This window comes from Polymorphobacter multimanifer (genome assembly GCF_014205635.1).
Lineage (GTDB): Bacteria > Pseudomonadota > Alphaproteobacteria > Sphingomonadales > Sphingomonadaceae > Sandarakinorhabdus > Sandarakinorhabdus multimanifer.
The window spans coordinates 1-17,422 of the sequence record NZ_JACIIV010000029.1; the positions used below are offsets into that span (position 1 = coordinate 1).

Annotated in this window: 18 protein-coding genes; 5 read left to right on the top strand and 13 right to left on the bottom strand. The window is 65.8% G+C overall.

Translation table 11 applies throughout. The features are described 5' to 3' along the window. Window positions 1-882 precede the first annotated feature (882 nt). Entirely contained in the window at window positions 883-1,584 is a 702-nt protein-coding gene (locus tag FHS79_RS15685) for a hypothetical protein (protein WP_184202294.1), read from the top strand. A 331-nt stretch (window positions 1,585-1,915) separates the two neighbouring features. Here the strand turns inward: FHS79_RS15685 and zapE are convergent, their stop codons facing one another. The 13 genes from zapE to FHS79_RS15750 form a co-directional block, all read right to left on the bottom strand. Then, window positions 1,916-3,025, bottom strand: coding sequence for a cell division protein ZapE (zapE, locus tag FHS79_RS15690; protein WP_184202296.1), 1,110 nt, complete (start codon window positions 3,023-3,025; stop codon window positions 1,916-1,918). A gap of 7 nt (window positions 3,026-3,032) precedes the next feature. Further along, the gene (locus FHS79_RS15695) at window positions 3,033-3,521 is read right to left on the bottom strand and encodes a PaaI family thioesterase (protein WP_184202298.1); all 489 of its coding nucleotides are present in this window, start codon (window positions 3,519-3,521) and stop codon (window positions 3,033-3,035) included. A gap of 77 nt (window positions 3,522-3,598) precedes the next feature. Next, window positions 3,599-4,384 carry a succinate dehydrogenase iron-sulfur subunit gene (locus FHS79_RS15700; protein ID WP_184202300.1) on the bottom strand — a complete coding sequence of 262 codons (786 nt, stop codon included), beginning with the start codon at window positions 4,382-4,384 and terminating at the stop codon, window positions 3,599-3,601. Between the two features lie 9 nt (window positions 4,385-4,393). Next, window positions 4,394-4,690 (bottom strand): hypothetical protein, encoded by a 297-nt coding sequence (locus FHS79_RS15705; RefSeq protein WP_184202302.1) that lies wholly within the window; start codon window positions 4,688-4,690, stop codon window positions 4,394-4,396. A 73-nt stretch (window positions 4,691-4,763) separates the two neighbouring features. After that, window positions 4,764-6,551, bottom strand: a complete 1,788-nt coding sequence (sdhA, locus tag FHS79_RS15710) for a succinate dehydrogenase flavoprotein subunit (protein ID WP_184202304.1) — start codon at window positions 6,549-6,551, stop codon at window positions 4,764-4,766. Then, window positions 6,552-6,932, bottom strand: a complete 381-nt coding sequence (gene sdhD, locus FHS79_RS15715) for a succinate dehydrogenase, hydrophobic membrane anchor protein (RefSeq protein WP_184202306.1) — start codon at window positions 6,930-6,932, stop codon at window positions 6,552-6,554. It lies immediately after the preceding gene. A 2-nt stretch (window positions 6,933-6,934) separates the two neighbouring features. Continuing rightward, window positions 6,935-7,339 (bottom strand): succinate dehydrogenase, cytochrome b556 subunit, encoded by a 405-nt coding sequence (gene sdhC, locus FHS79_RS15720; protein ID WP_184202308.1) that lies wholly within the window; start codon window positions 7,337-7,339, stop codon window positions 6,935-6,937. 68 nt (window positions 7,340-7,407) lie between these two features. Continuing rightward, entirely contained in the window at window positions 7,408-7,833 is a 426-nt protein-coding gene (locus tag FHS79_RS15725) for a DUF1330 domain-containing protein (RefSeq protein WP_184202310.1), read from the bottom strand. Further along, window positions 7,830-9,212 carry an MATE family efflux transporter gene (locus tag FHS79_RS15730; RefSeq protein ID WP_207792393.1) on the bottom strand — a complete coding sequence of 461 codons (1,383 nt, stop codon included), beginning with the start codon at window positions 9,210-9,212 and terminating at the stop codon, window positions 7,830-7,832. Before FHS79_RS15730 ends, FHS79_RS15725 begins: the two co-directional genes overlap by 4 nt. Further along, entirely contained in the window at window positions 9,209-10,201 is a 993-nt protein-coding gene (locus FHS79_RS15735) for a proline iminopeptidase-family hydrolase (RefSeq protein ID WP_184202312.1), read from the bottom strand. Before FHS79_RS15735 ends, FHS79_RS15730 begins: the two co-directional genes overlap by 4 nt. Next, complete coding sequence (locus tag FHS79_RS15740) at window positions 10,198-10,554, bottom strand: DUF6285 domain-containing protein (RefSeq protein ID WP_184202314.1); 357 nt, start codon at window positions 10,552-10,554, stop codon at window positions 10,198-10,200. The genes FHS79_RS15735 and FHS79_RS15740 overlap by 4 nt, the downstream gene beginning before the upstream one ends. Continuing rightward, window positions 10,554-11,540 carry a phosphotransferase family protein gene (locus FHS79_RS15745; RefSeq protein WP_184202316.1) on the bottom strand — a complete coding sequence of 329 codons (987 nt, stop codon included), beginning with the start codon at window positions 11,538-11,540 and terminating at the stop codon, window positions 10,554-10,556. Before FHS79_RS15745 ends, FHS79_RS15740 begins: the two co-directional genes overlap by 1 nt. Then, a complete protein-coding gene (locus FHS79_RS15750; RefSeq protein ID WP_184202318.1) occupies window positions 11,521-12,762 on the bottom strand; it encodes an acyl-CoA dehydrogenase family protein in 1,242 nt (413 codons plus the stop codon). The genes FHS79_RS15745 and FHS79_RS15750 overlap by 20 nt, the downstream gene beginning before the upstream one ends. Window positions 12,763-13,012: 250 nt before the next feature. Between FHS79_RS15750 and FHS79_RS15755 the strand changes: the two genes are divergently transcribed. The 4 genes from FHS79_RS15755 (at window position 13,013) to FHS79_RS15770 (ending at window position 17,418) form a co-directional block, all read left to right on the top strand. Further along, window positions 13,013-15,508, top strand: a complete 2,496-nt coding sequence (locus FHS79_RS15755) for a TonB-dependent receptor (RefSeq protein WP_184202320.1) — start codon at window positions 13,013-13,015, stop codon at window positions 15,506-15,508. 115 nt (window positions 15,509-15,623) lie between these two features. Next, window positions 15,624-16,175, top strand: a complete 552-nt coding sequence (gene pnuC, locus FHS79_RS15760) for a nicotinamide riboside transporter PnuC (RefSeq protein ID WP_184202322.1) — start codon at window positions 15,624-15,626, stop codon at window positions 16,173-16,175. Then, window positions 16,172-16,705 carry an AAA family ATPase gene (locus FHS79_RS15765; protein WP_184202324.1) on the top strand — a complete coding sequence of 178 codons (534 nt, stop codon included), beginning with the start codon at window positions 16,172-16,174 and terminating at the stop codon, window positions 16,703-16,705. The genes pnuC and FHS79_RS15765 overlap by 4 nt, the downstream gene beginning before the upstream one ends. Before the next feature lie 8 nt (window positions 16,706-16,713). Further along, window positions 16,714-17,418: an SDR family NAD(P)-dependent oxidoreductase gene (locus FHS79_RS15770; protein WP_184202326.1), complete on the top strand. Its 705-nt coding sequence runs from the start codon at window positions 16,714-16,716 to the stop codon at window positions 17,416-17,418. The last annotated feature ends 4 nt before the right edge of the window (window positions 17,419-17,422 follow it).

The window sequence follows — 17,422 nt, forward strand, 5'->3', positions numbered from 1 at the left end:
GTCGCCCGCAAACTCGTCGTCGCCGCCAACGCCATCCTCAAATCCAGCACCCGATGGCAAAAACCAGCTTGACCGCCAATACAGTCGCCAGACCCTATGAGTTGGTTTTCGCACCGCATAAGACGCGGGCTCACGGATCGGACATTCACAATCGTTTGATCAGATGCGGGTTCTTTTCCCAATACCAAGAACTACAGAATGGACGGTTGCCTGCGCAAAGCTAATCGGCAGCTTGCCGCTCTAAAGTCGGTCATTCGTGCTTATAGCTATCTCTTCACAGAGCGGACACCGACCCTACATGTGAATGGTGACTGAAACTTGGCTCCCCAGAATGTGGGTGCTAGGGTCCGTGAAAATACGGCGCAGCAAGCTGTCACCATGCTAGAGTATTCGCGCCGTCGTTTCTCAAGGCTCGAACGGCCTGGGAGCGAGATGGCGGAATTTGAAGAAATTGCCCATTCGGGTGGCAAAATCACCGTCAGTGTCAGGACGGACGAGCAGGGCCGACGAGAACATCAGCAGACCTACAGCGGCTCACGCCCAAACCTCATGTCCATGATCGCCGTCTGGGCGCTTCAGCAGGGGATTCCCATTGCGTCAGTAAATTTGGGCGGGATTGGCGGCCAGCATGAGCTGCCTCCGGTCGGTGGCTGCTACATGATTATAATCGGGTCGGACAGCCACGGAAAATTCGGCCACCATTGTCCTGCGTGTAGGGGCTATTGGCGCAGCGGGCCATGGCCGCAGCTCTGCCCTTACTGCTGATTTCAGGATCAACCCTTCAACTTCCTGTCGGACGCGCAGCAGCGTTATGTCGCACATTCGTGTCATGCCCTAACCGAGGCGCTGAACGCCGATCAAGATGTAAGCATCACCATCGACATGGACGCTGTGGCCGATGCCGCCGGTCAGGAAGGTGAGAGACCCCCATTCTATGTGTCCGAGGAAAGCCAGCAACATAAATTCACCTGCGCGGCCTGCAACGAGTACAATGACGTGATCGGGCGCTTTGCCTATTGCTCGGCGTGCGGCACGCGCAATGATCTGGCGGTGTTCCGATCCGACATGGCCGCATTGCGCACTATCGCAACAGCGGAAAAGAGCGGACAAGCGGTGTGGGATGCGGTTTCGGCTTTCGACAATCTCGTCGGCCAATATACCAAACAATTCCTTGATGTCGTGCCCCTGTCGAAGCGACGTGCCGAACGTCTGCAGCGCGGCCGGTGCCATGATCTCGACGCGACCCTCGATGTGCTGCAGTGGTTCGATATCAACCTGATTACGGGCTTAGCAACGGGCGAGGTTGCGTTCCTAAAGCGCATGTTCCTGCGCCGGCACGTTTGTGAGCATAAGGGCGGAGAGGTCGATCAAGCCTATTTGGATGCGTCGGGCGATACGAGCGTGCGGCTAAAGCAGCACATATGCGAAAGCATGGAAGACGTTCACCGACTTATCAGCGGTCTCGATCGCATGGCGCAGCGGTTGCATGACGGATTTCATGAGCTGCTGCCGCCACTCGAGAGGCCGATCCGCGCCTACGCCGAACGCCTTGCACGTCAGAAGGCCTATGGCGAGGGTCGGTAGGGAGATCGGCCCTGCCAGGCAGCTAGGCTGGCAATCGAACCAGTCTCACAGTTCTGGAACTGCGCTTTTCCGTGCAGCCGCCGGAATGGCTGCTTTAGCAGATGCGGGCCCAGAGCCTCGCAGTCTGCAATCGGCCCAAAACCCGCCAAGTCAACGATGTCTAAGGAATGTCGGCTTCAGCGTCCACTCTGAGTGCAACGTCAACGGTCGGCACTTTTAGGGTCATGACCATTCATCAGCTCGCGACCTAAAGCGTCAAAAGCATTCGATGGCCCAAGAAAACGAGGTCTGCGGCCCAACGCCTCAACCGCCGCAGGCTCCCACCCTCGCCTCAGCTCCCATGCCCCAGCGCCAGATAATCCACCGACTGCATCTCCATCACCCTAGACACCGTCCGCTCGAACTCGAACACATTGTCCCCCTGCACATATAGCCCCGCCGGCTCGGCATCCGCCGCCGCGATCAGCTTCACCTTCTGCTCGTAAAGCGCGTCGATCAGCGTGATGAACCGCGTCGCCTCGTTGCGGCTTTCCGGTCCCATCACCGGAATGCCGACGAGGAACACTGTGTGAAAGCGCCGCGCCACCGCCAGGTAATCCGCCGCCCCCAGCGGCTTTCGGCACAGCCGGCTGAACGAGAACACCGCCACCCCCTTCAAGGACTTCGGCACGAACAAGGTCCGTCCCCCCGGCACGTCGATCGTCTCGGTCGGCACCATCGCCCGGTCCTCGACCGGATAATCGGTCATCCGGAAGAACGCCGCCGCCATCGCATCGGCCGCCGCCGGCCCGTTCGGCACATGCCAGGTCGGCGCACCACCAAGCCGCGCCATCCGGTAATCGGTTGGCCCATCCAGCCCCAGCACATCGCACCGCGCCTCGATCAACGCGATGAAAGGCAGGAACAGCTGGCGGTTGAGCCCCTGCTTGTAGAGGTCCCCAGGCACCCGGTTGCTTGTCGCCACAACCGTCACCCCGGCCGCAAACAACCCCTCGAACAGCCGCGCCAGGATCGCCGCATCGGCAATGTCCTTCACCTGCATCTCGTCGAATGCCAGCAGCCGCGCCCCCGCTGCCACCTCCGCCGCCACCTTGCGCAACGGATCGGCCCCACCATGCCCCCGCTCGGCATGAAGCCGCGCATGGATTTCCAGCATGAACTCATGGAAATGCACCCGTCGCTTCGGGCTCGCATCGAGATGCGCATAAAACAGGTCCATCATCATGGACTTGCCGCGCCCCACCCCGCCATGGAGATACACGCCGCGCACCGGCGCCGCCGTCTCGCCCTTCAGCCGCGCAAAAAACCCGGGCTTCTCCACCGGCCGCTCCAGCGCATCGGCCAGCGCATCGAGCCGCACTGCCACCGCCGCCTGCGCCGCATCGGGCCGAAGCTCGCCACGGTCGAGCAGCCCTTGATAAGCGGCCAGCACCCGCGCCATGCCGCGATCAATCGACCTGCGTGCTCACCGGCCGCTCGGCCGCACCATCGCCCTCGGGCCGCGGCAGCCGCGCAATCTTGCGCATCGTGCCGGTAAAACTCGCCACATTCACCCCGTCCTGCGTCACCAACCCACGCACGAACAGCATCTTGCCGGTTTCCTTCAAGATCTCGCCACTCGCCTCGATCGGCTTGCCAACAATCCCGGCACTCAAGAAATCGGTCGCACAGCTCAGCGTCACCGCCGCACTGTTCTCCAGCTGCCGAAAGATGAACGAGAACATCGCCATGTCGATGAACGACATGATGAAGCCGCCATGCACATAGCCGAGGCCATTCGAATGCCGCCGGTCGGTCTCCATCCGGCACACCACATCGCCGGCCTCGGTCTCGCGAAACAGGAAATCGCCAAGCAGCGACGCAAAGCGCCCATCCGGATCACGCCGCCAGCGCGTCCAGCCAGCATTGGGACCTTCGGGGATGCGTTCACGTGCCATCACCCCGGATTAGGCTGCTGCGCTGCAACAGACAAGGGGCCTCCGGCGGCTGGGGCCTTAGGCCCCAGACCCCGAAATCAGCCGGCGCGCTCGACCATCATCAGCTTGATCTCCGCGATGGCCTTCGCCGGGTTCAACCCCTTGGGGCACACGTTCGAGCAGTTCATGATCGTGTGGCAGCGATACAGCCGGAAAGGGTCCTCAAGCTGGTCGAGCCGCTCACCCGTCATCTCGTCGCGGCTGTCCGCCAGCCAGCGATACGCCTGCAGCAAGATCGCCGGCCCCAGAAACTTGTCGCTGTTCCACCAATAGCTCGGGCACGCCGTCGAGCAGCATGCGCACAGGATGCACTCGTAAAGGCCGTCGAGCTTCGACCGGTCCTCCACGCTCTGCAGCCGCTCTTCACCGCTGGGTGTCGGCGTCACCGTCTGCAGCCACGGCTTGATCGAGGCATATTGCGCATAGAAGTGCTTGAAATCAGGCACCAGGTCCTTGACCACCTCCATGTGCGGCAGCGGCAGCACGCGCACCTCGCCCTTGATGTCGGCAATCGCCTGGGTGCACGCCAGCGTGTTCAGCCCATCGATGTTCATCGAGCACGATCCGCAAATCCCCTCGCGGCACGACCGCCGAAAGGTCAGCGTGCTGTCGACCTCGGACTTGATCTTGATCAACGCATCCAGAACCATCGGCCCGGTCTCGTCGAGGTCGAGCTCATAGGTGTCGTAGCGCGGGTTCGCCCCATCATCGGGGTTCCAGCGATACACCTTGAACGCGCGCACATTCTTCGCCCCGGCCGGTGCCGGGTAGCGCTTGCCGGCGCTGCTGATCTTGCTGTTCGCAGGGAGGGAAAATTCAGCCATCGGAAGATCTCATCGCAGATAAAGGGCAAAAAGAAGAAAGGAATCCAACGCACCAAAGCCGGCAATCCCCAGCCACATCCGCTTCTGGCCCAGCCGAACTTCCGCCTGCAGCGACGCAAAGGCGGTGGCCATCTCGTCGTCGGTCGGCATCCGTGCCAATTGGCCCTCGATGGCCATCAGCCGCTCGGCGACCAGCTTTTCGGCGGGTGCAAGCGCCCGCAGCTCGATCAGGTCTGGCGCCGCAGGCTTCACAGGTCCAGCCTTGAAAATGCGCGAATACACCGAATTGAACAGCTTGCCCGCCACATCCTGAACGCGCGGGTTCAGCGCGACGTCGAGCAGAATGGCCGGGCCCAAAGCCATCAGTTGACCTTCGCCATCAGTAAACCCGCGCCTTCGGCTTGATGTACTGAATCTCGCTGGTCAGCGTATATTCGTGCACCGGCCGCTGCGCCAGCTCCACCGAGCCATCGCGGAACCAGCCCAGCGAGTGCTTCATGAAGCTCTCGTCATCGCGCTTGGGATAATCCTCGTGCATGTGCGCACCGCGGCTCTCGTGCCGCGCCTGCGCCATGTGCATCGTCAGCACCGCCTGGCCGATCATGTTGTCGAGCTCCATCGTCTCGATGAGGTCGGTGTTGAACACCAGGCTGCGGTCGGCAATGCCGATATCGGCCATGCGCTGGTAGATCGCGTCGATTTTGCGCGTCCCCTCGTCGAGAATTTCCGAGGTGCGGAAAACCGCAGCATTCGCCTGCATCGTCTTCTGCATCGCCAGCCGCACTTCGCTCGTCGGCGAGCCGCCCTTGGAATGCCGAAAGCCATCGAGCCGCCCCAGTGCCAGGTCGGCCGAGTCCTTCGGCAGTGGCGCATGCGCCGTCCCCGGCTTCAGCGTCTCGCCGATCCGGTGCGCGGTCGCTCGACCGAACACCACCAGGTCGATCAGGCTGTTCGATCCCAGCCGGTTGGCGCCATGCACGCTCACGCACGCCGCCTCGCCCACCGCGAACAGGCCCTGCACCACGGCATCCGGGTCGCCGTCCTTCAGCGTCACCACCTCACCATGATAGTTGGTCGGGATGCCGCCCATGTTGTAATGCACCGTCGGCGTCACCGGGATCGGCTCGCGCGTCACATCCACCCCGGCAAACACCTTTGCCGTCTCGGAAATGCCGGGCAGCCGCTCGTGCAGCACCGCCGGGTCGATATGGTTCAGGTGGAGGAAGATATGGTCCCCTTCCTTGCCCACGCCACGGCCTTCGCGCATCTCCATCGCCATCGACCGGCTCACCACATCGCGGCTCGCCAGGTCCTTCGCACTCGGTGCATAGCGCTCCATGAAGCGCTCGCCCTGCGAATTGGTCAGATAGCCGCCCTCGCCGCGCGCCCCTTCGGTGATGAGCACGCCGGCGCCGTAAATGCCCGTCGGGTGGAACTGCACGAACTCCATGTCCTGCATCGCCACGCCGGCACGGATCGCCATGCCGCCGCCGTCACCCGTCGAGGTGTGCGCGCTCGTCGCCGAAAAATAGCAGCGCCCATAGCCGCCGGTGGCAAGCACGGTCTTGTGGCTGCGGAAGCGGTGGATCGAGCCATCGTCCATGTTGATGGCGATCACGCCGCGGCACTCGCCATCGACCATGATCAGGTCGATCGCGAAATATTCGATATAGAAGTCAGTCGCATACTTCAGGCTCTGCTGGTAGAGCGCGTGCAGCATCGCATGGCCGGTGCGGTCGGCGGCGGCACAGGTGCGCTGCGCCGGCGGGCCTTCGCCCATGTTCTGCATCATGCCGCCGAACGGCCGCTGATAGATGCGCCCCGCCTCGGTGCGGCTGAACGGCACCCCGAAATGCTCGAGCTCGTAAACCGCCGCCGGCGCCTCGCGGCACAGATATTCGATCGCATCCTGGTCGCCCAGCCAGTCGGAGCCCTTTACCGTGTCATACATGTGCCAGGTCCAATGGTCGGGACCCATGTTGCCGAGCGAAGCTGCAATCCCGCCCTGCGCCGCCACGGTGTGGCTGCGCGTCGGAAACACCTTGGTGATGCACGCCGTCTTCAACCCGGCTTCGGCAATCCCCATCGCCGCTCGCAGCCCCGAGCCCCCGGCGCCCACCACGACGGCATCATAGACATGATCGATGATCTGATAGGCTTCAGCCATTTACGCCGCTCCGAGTGCGATCTTGAGGACGGCGAAAACACCTGCGGCCGCCCCTGCCAATACATAGAAATTCAGTGCCAGCATGCCGATGACCCGCGCCGCACCATGGCTGTAATCTTCAAGCAACACCTGCACACCCAGTCGGAAATGCCAGAACACCGAGACGATGAGGAGCAGCATCGGGACCGCAGCGACAGGCTGCCGCAGCCACAGCACCACGCTGGCATGGTCGAGCGACGGCAGCCGCACCAGCGAGAAGATCAGCCACAGCATCAGCACCAGATTGCCCACCGCGGTTACCCGCTGCAGCCACCAATGGTGCACCCCGTCCTTGGCAGACCCCAGCCCCCGCACCCGGCCGAGTTCGGTTCCGGCACCCATGGTCAAAATCCCTTGGTGGTAAAGATGATCGCCCAGGTCGCCACTGTCAGCACCACCGAAGCGATGAAGGTGGTGAACGCCGAGGCGCGGTTGGCAGCCAGATCGAAATTCTGTCCGGTGTCCATCACCAGATGCCGGATGCCCGATGCCATGTGCTGGTAGAACACCCAGGTGAAGCCGATGCCGACGAGGATGCCGAACCAGCCCGTCGCCACCGACAGGAAAAGCGCATAGGCCTCCGGCCCGGTCGCCGCGGCAATCAGCCACCACAGGAACAGCACCACGGCCCCCATCGCCATCGCATTGCCGGTGATGCGATGCGTCATCGAGACAACGGCATGCACCCGCCACTTCCAGATGGTCATGTGCGGCGACAACGGCCGCGGAGATATCGGACGGCCGGCCATCAAACTCCCAATTCTCGTCAGAAATTCAGTCGGCGCAGTTTAGTCATTCCCCGCACCCGCGCAACCGTTCATCCTTGATGATCGCCGCACTGCAGCAACACCGTCCGCGCCAAACCGGCATATCGGTGGCGCAGCGCCTCCCGGTAGGTGGCATCGGCCATCATCGCCAGGAAATGCTGCCGGCTCGGGTAGCGCACGATCAGCACCTTGTCCCAATCGGTCTCCGGCGTCCCCGCCATCCCGATGAACACCTGTCCCACCGGCCCGTCATACAGCACCTGAGCGTTGCTCACCGCCCCCACCGTCTCCACGAACGCGGTCTGATACCGGGCATAGGCCGCCGCCCCGCTCATCGCCGGCTCGTTGTCATCAGCCCCATACTCCGCCACCGCGCGAAACTTGAGCAGGTTGAGCATCACCACCGGCCCCTCGGGTCCCGCATCGCGCAGGGCGCGCACCTGATCGGTGGTGGGATCGATCGAGCGGTCGGTCATCGGCGTCTCCAGTCGGCAATGCGCACGGCATGCGCCGTCGCCGCGCCATAGGCCAGCATCCCCAGCCCCACCAGCGCGAACACCGCCGAAAGCCCCATGCCGCTGCGCAGGATCAGCGCCGCTCCCAGCCCCACCACCAGCAGCCGCACCGTGCCCGCAAGCACCACGCCCTTCACGCGCCCGGCCGCCAGCGACGAGAAATACAGCGCCAGCCCGGCGCCATAAAAGGCATAGCCCGGCCCCGCGCCGCGGAAATAGCCCGATGCCGCCGCACGCACCGCCGGCGCATCGCTGAACATCAGCGTCCAGGCATCGGGCACGATCGCCAACACCAGCCCCACGGCCCCCAGCATCGCCGCCGAAATGCCGCCGGCGGTCCAGGCCACAAGCCGCGCCCGCGCCACATCGCCCGCGCCGATCGCACCCCCCACCATCGGCACCGATGCGACGCCCACCGCAAACGCAATCGGCACCATCAGGAATTCCAGCCGCGTGCCGATGCCATAGCCCGCCAGCGCATCCGGTCCGAAAGAGGCCACCAGCCGGGTCAGGATCAGCACCGTCAAGATCGTCTGCAGCGGCGAGATCAACGCCGGCCCGCCAACGCGCAAAATGTCGGCAAAGCGCGCCCGGCTGAGCGGCGTGCCGAACAGATCGAGCCGCAAGCCCGTCCGCCCGCGCCGCAGCACGCCCAGGAGCAGCAGCGCCCCGGCGGTCGATGCCACCACTTGCCCCGCCGCCACCCCGGCCATGCCGAGCCGCGGCAATGGCCCCAGCCCCAGCCCCAGCCCGCCGCCGACCAGCACCTGCAGCACCGCCGCCAGCAGCAGCACCGCCGACGGGGCGGCCATGGCGCCGACGCCGCGCAGCACCGCCGCCAGCAGGTTGAGCATCCACACCATCGCCGACCCCAGAAAGGCCACGCCGGCAAAGGCCACCGCCTCGTCCAATGCCACGCCGCGTCCGCCCAGCAGCATCAGCAGCGGCCGCGCCAGCAGCAGCATGAGCAGCGACGTCAGCCCGCCCGCCACCAGTGCCAGCCACACGGCATGCGCGGCAATCGCCTCGGCCCGCGCCCGCTCGCCGGCCCCCAGCGCCTGTGCGATCGCCGCCGAAACCCCGCTGCCGATGGCGCCGGCCGAAAACATGCCCTGCAGCATGATGAGCGGAAACACGAGTGCCATCCCCGCCAGCGCCCCCACGCCGAGCAGCCCCACATAGGCCGTCTCGGCAATCGTCGCCGCCGAGCCCGCCAGCATCGCCCCCATGTTCGGCAAGGCCAGCCGCATCAGCGTCGGCAGGATCGGCGCGGTGAGGATCGGCGAGGGGGCCGCCGCCGCGCTGTCCACCGGTCGGGCAGGCAGCTCGCGCCGGCTCACACCCTGTCCTGCGCCGCCAGCCAGGGCCGCAGCACTGCCATCAGCGCGCGCGGATTGTCGTTCCACAGCGCATGTGCCGCATCGGGCACCTCGCGGAACGCAGCCCCGCCGCGCACCGCCCCCGCAAAGCCGTTGATCGTCGCCGGAATCGCCTCATCCTGCGTGCCCGCCAGGAAGAGTGTGCGCGGCCCATCGAGCCGCGCCAGCAGCGGCCGGCCATCATACGCTTTCAACGTGCCCGAGGCCGTGAACTCCGCCCGCCCCCACATCGCCTCATAGATGCGCGAATCGCCGGGCTTGCGCACACTGCGCGCATAGCCCGCCAGCGCCTCGGGCACCGCTCGCAGCCGCACATGCCGCGCATAAAAGGCTTGCGTGGCCGCGTCGCACGCGTCCTTGGGCGCCGCGCCGGGCACATCGCACGCATCGAGCAGCCGCTGCGTCTCCGCCGGCATCCCCGCCTTCAGCGCCGCCGCATCGCGCAGCCACACCGCAGTCGAGACCAGCGGCGATTGCAGCACCAGCCCGCCCAGCGCCGCCGGCTGGCGCGCCCCATATTCCAGCGCCAGCGTGCCCCCCCAGCTCGCCCCATAGACGTGCCATCGCGCCACCCCGAGCGCCAGCCGCACCGCCTCCAGCTCGGCCAGAAACCGCGGAATCGTCCAGTTCGCCGGGTCCCCCGGCGCGTCGGACCGCCCGCAATCGAGCTGGTCATACAGGATCACCGCCCGGTCGGCGGCAAGGGCCGTGGCATTGATCAGCCCGGCATGGCTGCTCCCCGGCCCGCCGTGCAGCAGCACGATCGGCAGCCGCCCGCCTGCCAGCCGGCCATTCACCCGCACATACACCCGCCCGCCCGGCACCTCGACCATCCGCTCCTCGTCGGGCACCAGCGACACATCATCGAGCACGCCGACGGGTTGCGCCACAGCCCCACCCGCCATCGCCGCCAACCCCGCCCCCATCACCGTCCGCCGCCCGACCCTCATGCCGCACCCAGCCGCTCGAGCGTCGGATAACGCGGATTGTCCACCCGCAGCCGCGCCAGCGTCGCCGCCGTCAGCGCCTCCACCAGGCCCGGCGTCTCGGGCGTCAGCTGCCGCATCCGCAGCCGCCCGCACAGCTCCGCACGCATCGTATCCAGCGGCGCCTCACGCCCCAGAAACCCCGCCAGCGCCGCCGCTTCCGCCGCACGCGGCGCCTGCGCCAGTTCGCGCGCCACAATCCCCAGCGCGCCCGCCGCCACCCGCGCATGAAACGCCGCCTGGCCCTCCAGCTGCAGCCCGCGCACGAAGTCCGCCACCGCCTCCACCAACGCCTGCATCTCGATCTGTTCGGCCATCACACACTCCCGAAGCGGATGAGGTGGAGCAGATCCGCCTCCACCTCCGAAACCCGCCGGCCGATCGCCGCGCGCTCCACCGAGCGCACCCGGCCCGACACATGGTCGTGTCCCAGCTGCAAACAGGCAAGCCCCCATCGCAGCGTCCCCCACACCTCCCACATATGCGCCCGGGCGCGGTCGATCGCCGCACCGCCGGCGTCGGCATAGGCCCGGTACAAGTCCTCGCGCTCGCCAAAGCCCCCCACCGGCTTCTGCCACACCCCGAAGCGCCAGGCATTCACACACAGCCAGCCCAGGTCCTCCGCCCCGCTCCCCAGATGCGCCAGCTCCCAATCGAGCACCGCCACCAGCCCTTGGCGCCCCACCAGCAGATTGCCCGAGCGAAAATCGCCATGCACGATCGCATCCGCCGGCGCATCGCCACACCGCTCGGCAATCCAGGCAAAGGCCAGGTCGAACACCGGCAGGTCGACCCGGAACCGCCGGTAATTCTCGAACATCGCCAACAGCTGCGCATTCGTCGATCCCCCCCGCAGCCCCTCGGCTTCCGCCACCGGCACCGCATGCAGCCGCGCGAGCACCGCCGCACATTGCCCGGTCAGCGCCGCACGCGCCCCGGCAAACCCCTCGTCCTTCAGCCAGCGCGGCGCCAGCGCCTCCCCCTCCAGTCGGTCCATCACAAAGCCGTCGCCCAGCCCGTCGCGCTCGCCGAACACCGCCACAACCCCCGCCACCGGCACGCCATGCCGCCCGGCCAGCGCCTGCACCCCCGCCTGCGCCGCGCGCGCCAAGGTCCCCGGCTCAGGCTCCGCCGCCGCCCGCTGCACGATCAGCGGCCACCGCTCACGGCCCCGCTGCGCATCCACGCTCCACGTCTCCGACGAAGCCCCCCCCGTCAGCGCCACCATCCGCTCGATCCGCACCGGCACCCGCGCGGCGCGCGCCAGCACCATCTGCAACCGGTCACGGTCGTGCGGCGTCACGGGTCACCACTTCGCCATCGCGCTCGCCGAAGTCGATCCCCGGCCCATTCCCCGCATAAGCCTTCAGCAACCGCTTCGCGACCGACGTGATATGCACCTCATCGGGCCCGTCATAAATCCGCGCCTCGCGGGCATGGCGGTAGATGATGTGCAGCGGCGTGTCGGGCGTCAGCCCCTTGGCGCCGAACACCTGGATCGCCCGGTCGGCCACATTGTGCACCATCTGCGCCCCCACCACCTTGATCATGCCGATCTCGATCCGCGCCTCGTCCCCGGCGTCGATCTTGCGCGCCGCATCGAGCGTCAGCAGCCGGCACGCCTGGATCTCGGCCGCACTGTCGAACACATGCTTCTGCATCAGCTGCTTGTCCGCCAGCTTCTCGCCGAACGCCGTGCGCTCGTGCAGCCGCCGGCACATCAGGTCGAATGCCCGCTGCGCCTGCCCCAGCCAGCGCATGCAATGGAAAATCCGCCCCGGCCCCAGCCGCTGCTGCGCAATCCTGAACCCCGCCCCCCGCGTCCCCAGCAGATTGCCCGCCGGCACCCGCACATTCTCATAGGCCACCTCATAATGCCCCGACAGCCCGTGCTTCAGCCCCAGCACCGGCGTGTCACGAATGATGCGATATCCGGGCGTCTTCGTCGGCACCACGATCATGCTGAAAGCACTGTGCGGCGCCACATCATCACCCTCGGTGCGGCACATCACCGTCGTATATTCCGCTCCCGCAGCCCCCGTGGTGAACCATTTGCGCCCCTCGATCACCCATTCATCGCCATCCAGCACCGCGCGCGTCATCAATTGCGTCGGGTCGGAGGAGGCAATGTCGGGCTCGGTCATCGCAAAGCTCGGAAAGATGTCGCCCGCCACCAGCGGCGCCAGATAGGCCTCTCGCCACTCGGGCGCCGCATACAGGTCGAGCATGATCGAGTCCTGCAGCGAGTGCGTCCCCAGCGCCACCTGCGCATGCTGGGATCGGCCGATCACTTCATTTACATAGACATAATCGAGAAACGGCATCCCCTGCCCGCCAATGTGCTTCGGGTGCCCCAGCGCCCACAGCCCCTGCCGCTTCGCCTCGGCCATCAACCCGCGCATCACCGCCATCGCCTCGTCGGGCGCTCCCCCCGGCACACCATTGTCGAGCACATCCTCCGCGGGATAGACATGCTGCTCCACAAACGCCTTCACCTGCGCCCTGGTCGTCACCCAATTCGTCATGGCCGGTCTCCCTTGGCCCGATGCTAGGCCGCAACGCCCCGGCGGCACACCCTCCAAAGTCACGGGTGGCGGAGCCCCCATGTTTTAGCCGAGTGTTGCAAAACAGCCGCACCAAGGTGCCAATGGCGGGTGCGTGTGTAACAATTTCACAACCCCCCTTCCCGATACCATGGCCTCCATGCATAAGGCGGCCATTCGAATGCGCAAAAACCGCATCAATCTGCCGATGCTCGGGGAAGGTTCTCAAATCATGCGTCCCATTGGATTCCGTCTCGCCATTCTCGCGGGCGTCAGCCTGCTCGCCACAGCCGTCTCTGCGCAGGAGGTCGCCGCCCAGGCCGAAATCGACGAGAACGAAGGCCTGATCATCGTCACCGCCTCCAAGCGCGCCGCCACCCTGCAGGACACGCCGATCTCGGTGTCGGTCACCACCGGCGCACAGATCGAACAGGCGCAGGTGCGGGACCTTCTCGATCTGCAGACGCTCGTTCCCAGCCTTCGCGTCTCGCAGCTGCAAAGCTCGGCCAACACCAACTTCATCATCCGCGGCTTCGGCAACGGCGCCAACAACCCCGGCATCGAGCCTTCCGTCGGCGTCTTCATCGACGGTGTGTATCGTTCGCGCTCCGCCGCCCAGATCGGCGATCTTCCCAACATCGAGCGCGTCGAAGTGCTGCGCGGCCCGCAGTCGACACTGTTCGGCAAGAACGCTTCGGCCGGCATCATCTCGATCGTCACCCGCGAGCCGCAGTTCGAGTTCGGCGGCAATGCCGAACTCTCCTACGGCAATTTCAATGCGATCATCGCCCGCGCCGACATCACCGGCCCGATCAGCGAGAACATCGCCTTCAGCATCGGCGGCAACATCAACAAGCGGGATGGCTTCATCACCGATCTCGCCTCGGGCTCCGAGTTCAACGAGCGTGATCGCTGGGGTGTCCGCAGCTCGCTGCTCTTCCAGGCGAGCGACGATTTCAAGATCCGCTTCATCGGCGATTACGACAAGATCGACGAGAATTGCTGCGCCGTCGTCAACATCGTCGATGGCCCGACCGGTGGTGCGGTTCGCGCGCTCGGCGGCCGCATCGATTCCGCCAATCCGCTGGCCCTGACCAGCACCACCAACTTCGATTCCGAGAACGAGATCGAGAACTACGGCTTGTCGGGTCAGGCCGATCTGGCTGTCGGCGCGTTCGACCTCACCCTCATCGGTGCCTATCGCGCCGTGCGCAGCTTCACCAATCAGGATTCGGACTTCACCAGCGCCGATCTGATCGGTCGCAACAGCGCCGAGACCGATATCGACACCTACACCGCCGAAGCGCGCATCGCGTCCAACTTCGATGGCTTCTTCAACTTCCTGCTCGGCGCCTATTACTTCCACGAGAACATCGAGTTCTCGCCGCAGTTGAGCCTTGGCCGGGATTTTCGCAACTATGCAAGCCTGCTCGCCGGCAACATTCCTGCCGGTGGGCCACTGCCCGCAGGGCCGGCGTACACGCTGCTCGAGCGGATCGGCGTCGCGCCGGTCGGCAGCCTCGGCGGTGCAGGCCAGGGCGTTTTCGAAAATTATGATTATCGCAACCGCGCCATCTCGGCATTCGGCCAGGCCGATTTCTCGCTCACCGACCAGCTGACCCTCACCGCCGGCTTCAATTACACCCGCGATCGCAAGAACGTTGTGACCGATGTCCGCAGCACCGATGTCTTCTCGTCGCTCGATCTGGTCGCCATCGGGACGCTGCTCGGCGTTCCCCCGTCGCTTGCTGCCAACCCGGCCGTCAACCCGCTGCTCGGCCTGCAGGCCCTGCAGTTCCTGCCGCAGTTCCTCAACTTCCCCAACGCGGTCGAGGACGGCAGGACCCGGGACAATGATCTGTCGTACACCCTGCGGCTTGCCTACAAGTTCAACGACAACATCAGCGGCTACGCCACCTACGCAACCGGCTTCAAGGCGTCGTCATTCAACCTGTCGCGGGACAGCCGGCCGACGCGGGCAAATTTCATCCCGGGCTCGCCCGTCACCAACCCGCCATCGTCGCCGGTTCGCGCGGCCGGCCTCGCCGTGCCCAACCTCACCAGCGGCACCCGCTTTGCCGGCCCGGAAGATGCGGAAGTCTATGAGCTCGGCCTCAAGGGCCAGTTCGATGGCTTCGGCTTCAACCTCGCGGTCTTCCAGCAGGCACTGAAGGGCTTCCAGGGCAACATCTTTACCGGCACCGGCTTCGTCCTTGCCAACGCCGAGAAGCAGTCCACCTTCGGTTTCGAGCTCGACACCAGCTTCACACCGATCCGCGCCCTCAACATCACGGCATCGCTCACCTATCTCAACCCGACGTTCGACAGCTTCACCGGTGGCTCGGCGCTCAACCCCACCTTCGGCACCGTCCCGACCGATCTTTCCGGCCAGCGGCCCGCCGGCATCCCGGAGTTCTCGCTCTCGGTTGGCGGCAACTACACAGCCAATCTGTCGGACACCACGCGGCTCATCTTCCACGCCGATTACCAGCATGAGAGCAATGTTCCGATTGCCCAGGGCTCGAACATCAGCCGCGAAGTCGAATCGCTCAACGCCTCGGTCACCCTGGCACTGGGCGGGGGCTTCGAAGTCAGCGCCTGGGGTCGCAACCTGACCGACGCCGCCTACATCACCACCATCTTCCCATCGGTCGCCCAGGCCGGCAGCCTTTCGGGCTATCGCAACCAGCCGCGTACCTATGGCGGTCTCGTCCGCTACCGCTTCTGAGCAAAGCCCGGCAGGATTTGTGCGGCAGGATGTGGCAGCGCTGAATCCTGATCCGCGCAAGCGCCACAACATCAGCCCCGGCCTGGCCGGGGCTGTTTTTTTGCAAGCCTGAGCCATGCCCCCGCTTGAAGCGCTCGCCGCGGCCTTCGGCCTCGCCAATAGTCTGCTGCTCGCCCGCCGGTCGGTCTGGAACTTCCCGTTCGGGCTGGTCATGGTCAGCCTCTATGCCGTCGTCTTCCTCGAGGCACGGCTGTTCAGCGCCGTGCTGCTGCAGGGCTTCTTCATCGCCACCCAGGTCTGGGGCTGGCGCGAATGGCAGCAGGTCGCCGGCAGGGATGACAAGGTCCCGGTGTCCGGCCTGTCCTCGCGCGCGCGCCTCGGCGCAGCCGCCGCCACCCTCGCCCTTGCCCTGCTGCTCGGCCTGATCACCAGCCACTTCACCACCGCCGCCGCCCCGTTCCTCGATGCCGGCAACACCAGCCTGTCGATCACCGCCCAACTGCTCACCATGGCCCGGCGCGTCGAAGCCTGGCCGCTCTGGGTCGTCGTCAACGCCGTCTCGGTGGCGCTGTATGCAAGCCAGGGACTGTGGATCACCACCGCCCTCTATTGCGTGTTTCTCGTGCTTGCGCTGTGGATCTGGCAGCTCTGGCGCCGCGCCGCATGAACATCCCCCGCATCTGCCTCACCGGTGTGGAAAGCACCGGCAAATCGACGCTGGCGCCAAGGCTCGCCGCGCATTTCGGCGGCATGGTCATGCCCGAGTTCGGCCGCACCCATGCCGAGCTGTTCGGCACCGATTTCACGCCGGACGTGCTGCTCGCCATCGCGCACGGTCACCGCGCCGGGCTGGCCGCGATCGAGGCCATGGCGCCCAGGCTCATCATCGAGGATACCGACATCGTCACTACCGCCGCCTGGGCACGGATGCTGCACGGCGGCAGCACGTTGCTCGCCAAAATCCCCGCCACCGCCGGGCTCTACCTGCTCTTCGCCCCCGATGTGCCCTTCATTGCCGATGGCACCCGCCAGTTCGGCGGCGCCGACCGCAAGCGCTTCCAGGCGATGATCGAAGCCGAGTTCGAGGAGCGCCGGATCACCCCGGTGCCGATCGGCGGCGATTTCGAAGCCCGCGAAGCACAGGCCATCGCCGCCATCCAAAACTGGCTGTTGCACACGCCCATGCCCGGCGCATAAGCCGGGGCATGGCGAACATCCTCCTCACTGGCGCATCGCGCGGCATTGGTGCTGCAGCGCGCACCCTCCTCACAGCACGCGGCCACACGGTCATCGCGCAATCCACCACCGGCGCCGATGGCACGATCGCTGCAGACTTTGCCGAAGCAGGGTCGGCCACCGCGCTCTGGGCCGCAGCGCTCGACGCTGCCGGCGGCCACATCGACGTCCTCGTCAACAACGCCGGCGTCTTCGAAGCCGTCGACATTGACGGCGACGAAGCCGCCTTCGCCCACACCTGGGCGCGCAGCCTCGCCATCAACCTGCAATCCGCAGCCGACCTCTGCCGCCACGCCGTCCGCCACTTCCGCACGCAAGGCGGCGGCCGCATCGTCAACGTCGCCAGCCGCGCCGGCCACCGCGGGGACAGCCCCAATCACTGGCACTACGCCGCCGCCAAGGGCGGCATGCTGGCGATGACGAAAACCATTGCCCGCGGCTATGCGCGCGAAAACATCCTCGCCTTCGCCATCACCCCCGGCTTCACCATGACCGGCATGGCCGACGAATATCTGGCCTCGCGCGGCGGCGACAAGCTGCTCGCCGATATCCCGCTGGGCCGCGTCGCCAGTGTCGACGAAGTCGCCGAAACCATCCGCTGGCTCGCCACCGACGCCCCCCCGTCGCTCACCGGCGCCACCCTCGACATCAACGGCGCGAGCTACGTCCGATGAGTTG

Coding starts and splice junctions, on each gene's coding strand:
- FHS79_RS15685 (WP_184202294.1), top strand. CDS start 883: ATGGACGCTGTGGCCGATGCCGCCGGTCAGGAAGGTGAGAGACCCCCA.
- zapE (WP_184202296.1), bottom strand. CDS start 3,025: ATGGCGCGGGTGCTGGCCGCTTATCAAGGGCTGCTCGACCGTGGCGAG.
- FHS79_RS15695 (WP_184202298.1), bottom strand. CDS start 3,521: ATGGCACGTGAACGCATCCCCGAAGGTCCCAATGCTGGCTGGACGCGC.
- FHS79_RS15700 (WP_184202300.1), bottom strand. CDS start 4,384: ATGGCTGAATTTTCCCTCCCTGCGAACAGCAAGATCAGCAGCGCCGGC.
- sdhA (WP_184202304.1), bottom strand. CDS start 6,551: ATGGCTGAAGCCTATCAGATCATCGATCATGTCTATGATGCCGTCGTG.
- sdhD (WP_184202306.1), bottom strand. CDS start 6,932: ATGGGTGCCGGAACCGAACTCGGCCGGGTGCGGGGGCTGGGGTCTGCC.
- sdhC (WP_184202308.1), bottom strand. CDS start 7,339: ATGGCCGGCCGTCCGATATCTCCGCGGCCGTTGTCGCCGCACATGACC.
- FHS79_RS15725 (WP_184202310.1), bottom strand. CDS start 7,833: ATGACCGACCGCTCGATCGATCCCACCACCGATCAGGTGCGCGCCCTG.
- FHS79_RS15735 (WP_184202312.1), bottom strand. CDS start 10,201: ATGAGGGTCGGGCGGCGGACGGTGATGGGGGCGGGGTTGGCGGCGATG.
- FHS79_RS15740 (WP_184202314.1), bottom strand. CDS start 10,554: ATGGCCGAACAGATCGAGATGCAGGCGTTGGTGGAGGCGGTGGCGGAC.
- FHS79_RS15750 (WP_184202318.1), bottom strand. CDS start 12,762: ATGACGAATTGGGTGACGACCAGGGCGCAGGTGAAGGCGTTTGTGGAG.
- FHS79_RS15755 (WP_184202320.1), top strand. CDS start 13,013: ATGCGTCCCATTGGATTCCGTCTCGCCATTCTCGCGGGCGTCAGCCTG.
- pnuC (WP_184202322.1), top strand. CDS start 15,624: ATGCCCCCGCTTGAAGCGCTCGCCGCGGCCTTCGGCCTCGCCAATAGT.
- FHS79_RS15765 (WP_184202324.1), top strand. CDS start 16,172: ATGAACATCCCCCGCATCTGCCTCACCGGTGTGGAAAGCACCGGCAAA.
- FHS79_RS15770 (WP_184202326.1), top strand. CDS start 16,714: ATGGCGAACATCCTCCTCACTGGCGCATCGCGCGGCATTGGTGCTGCA.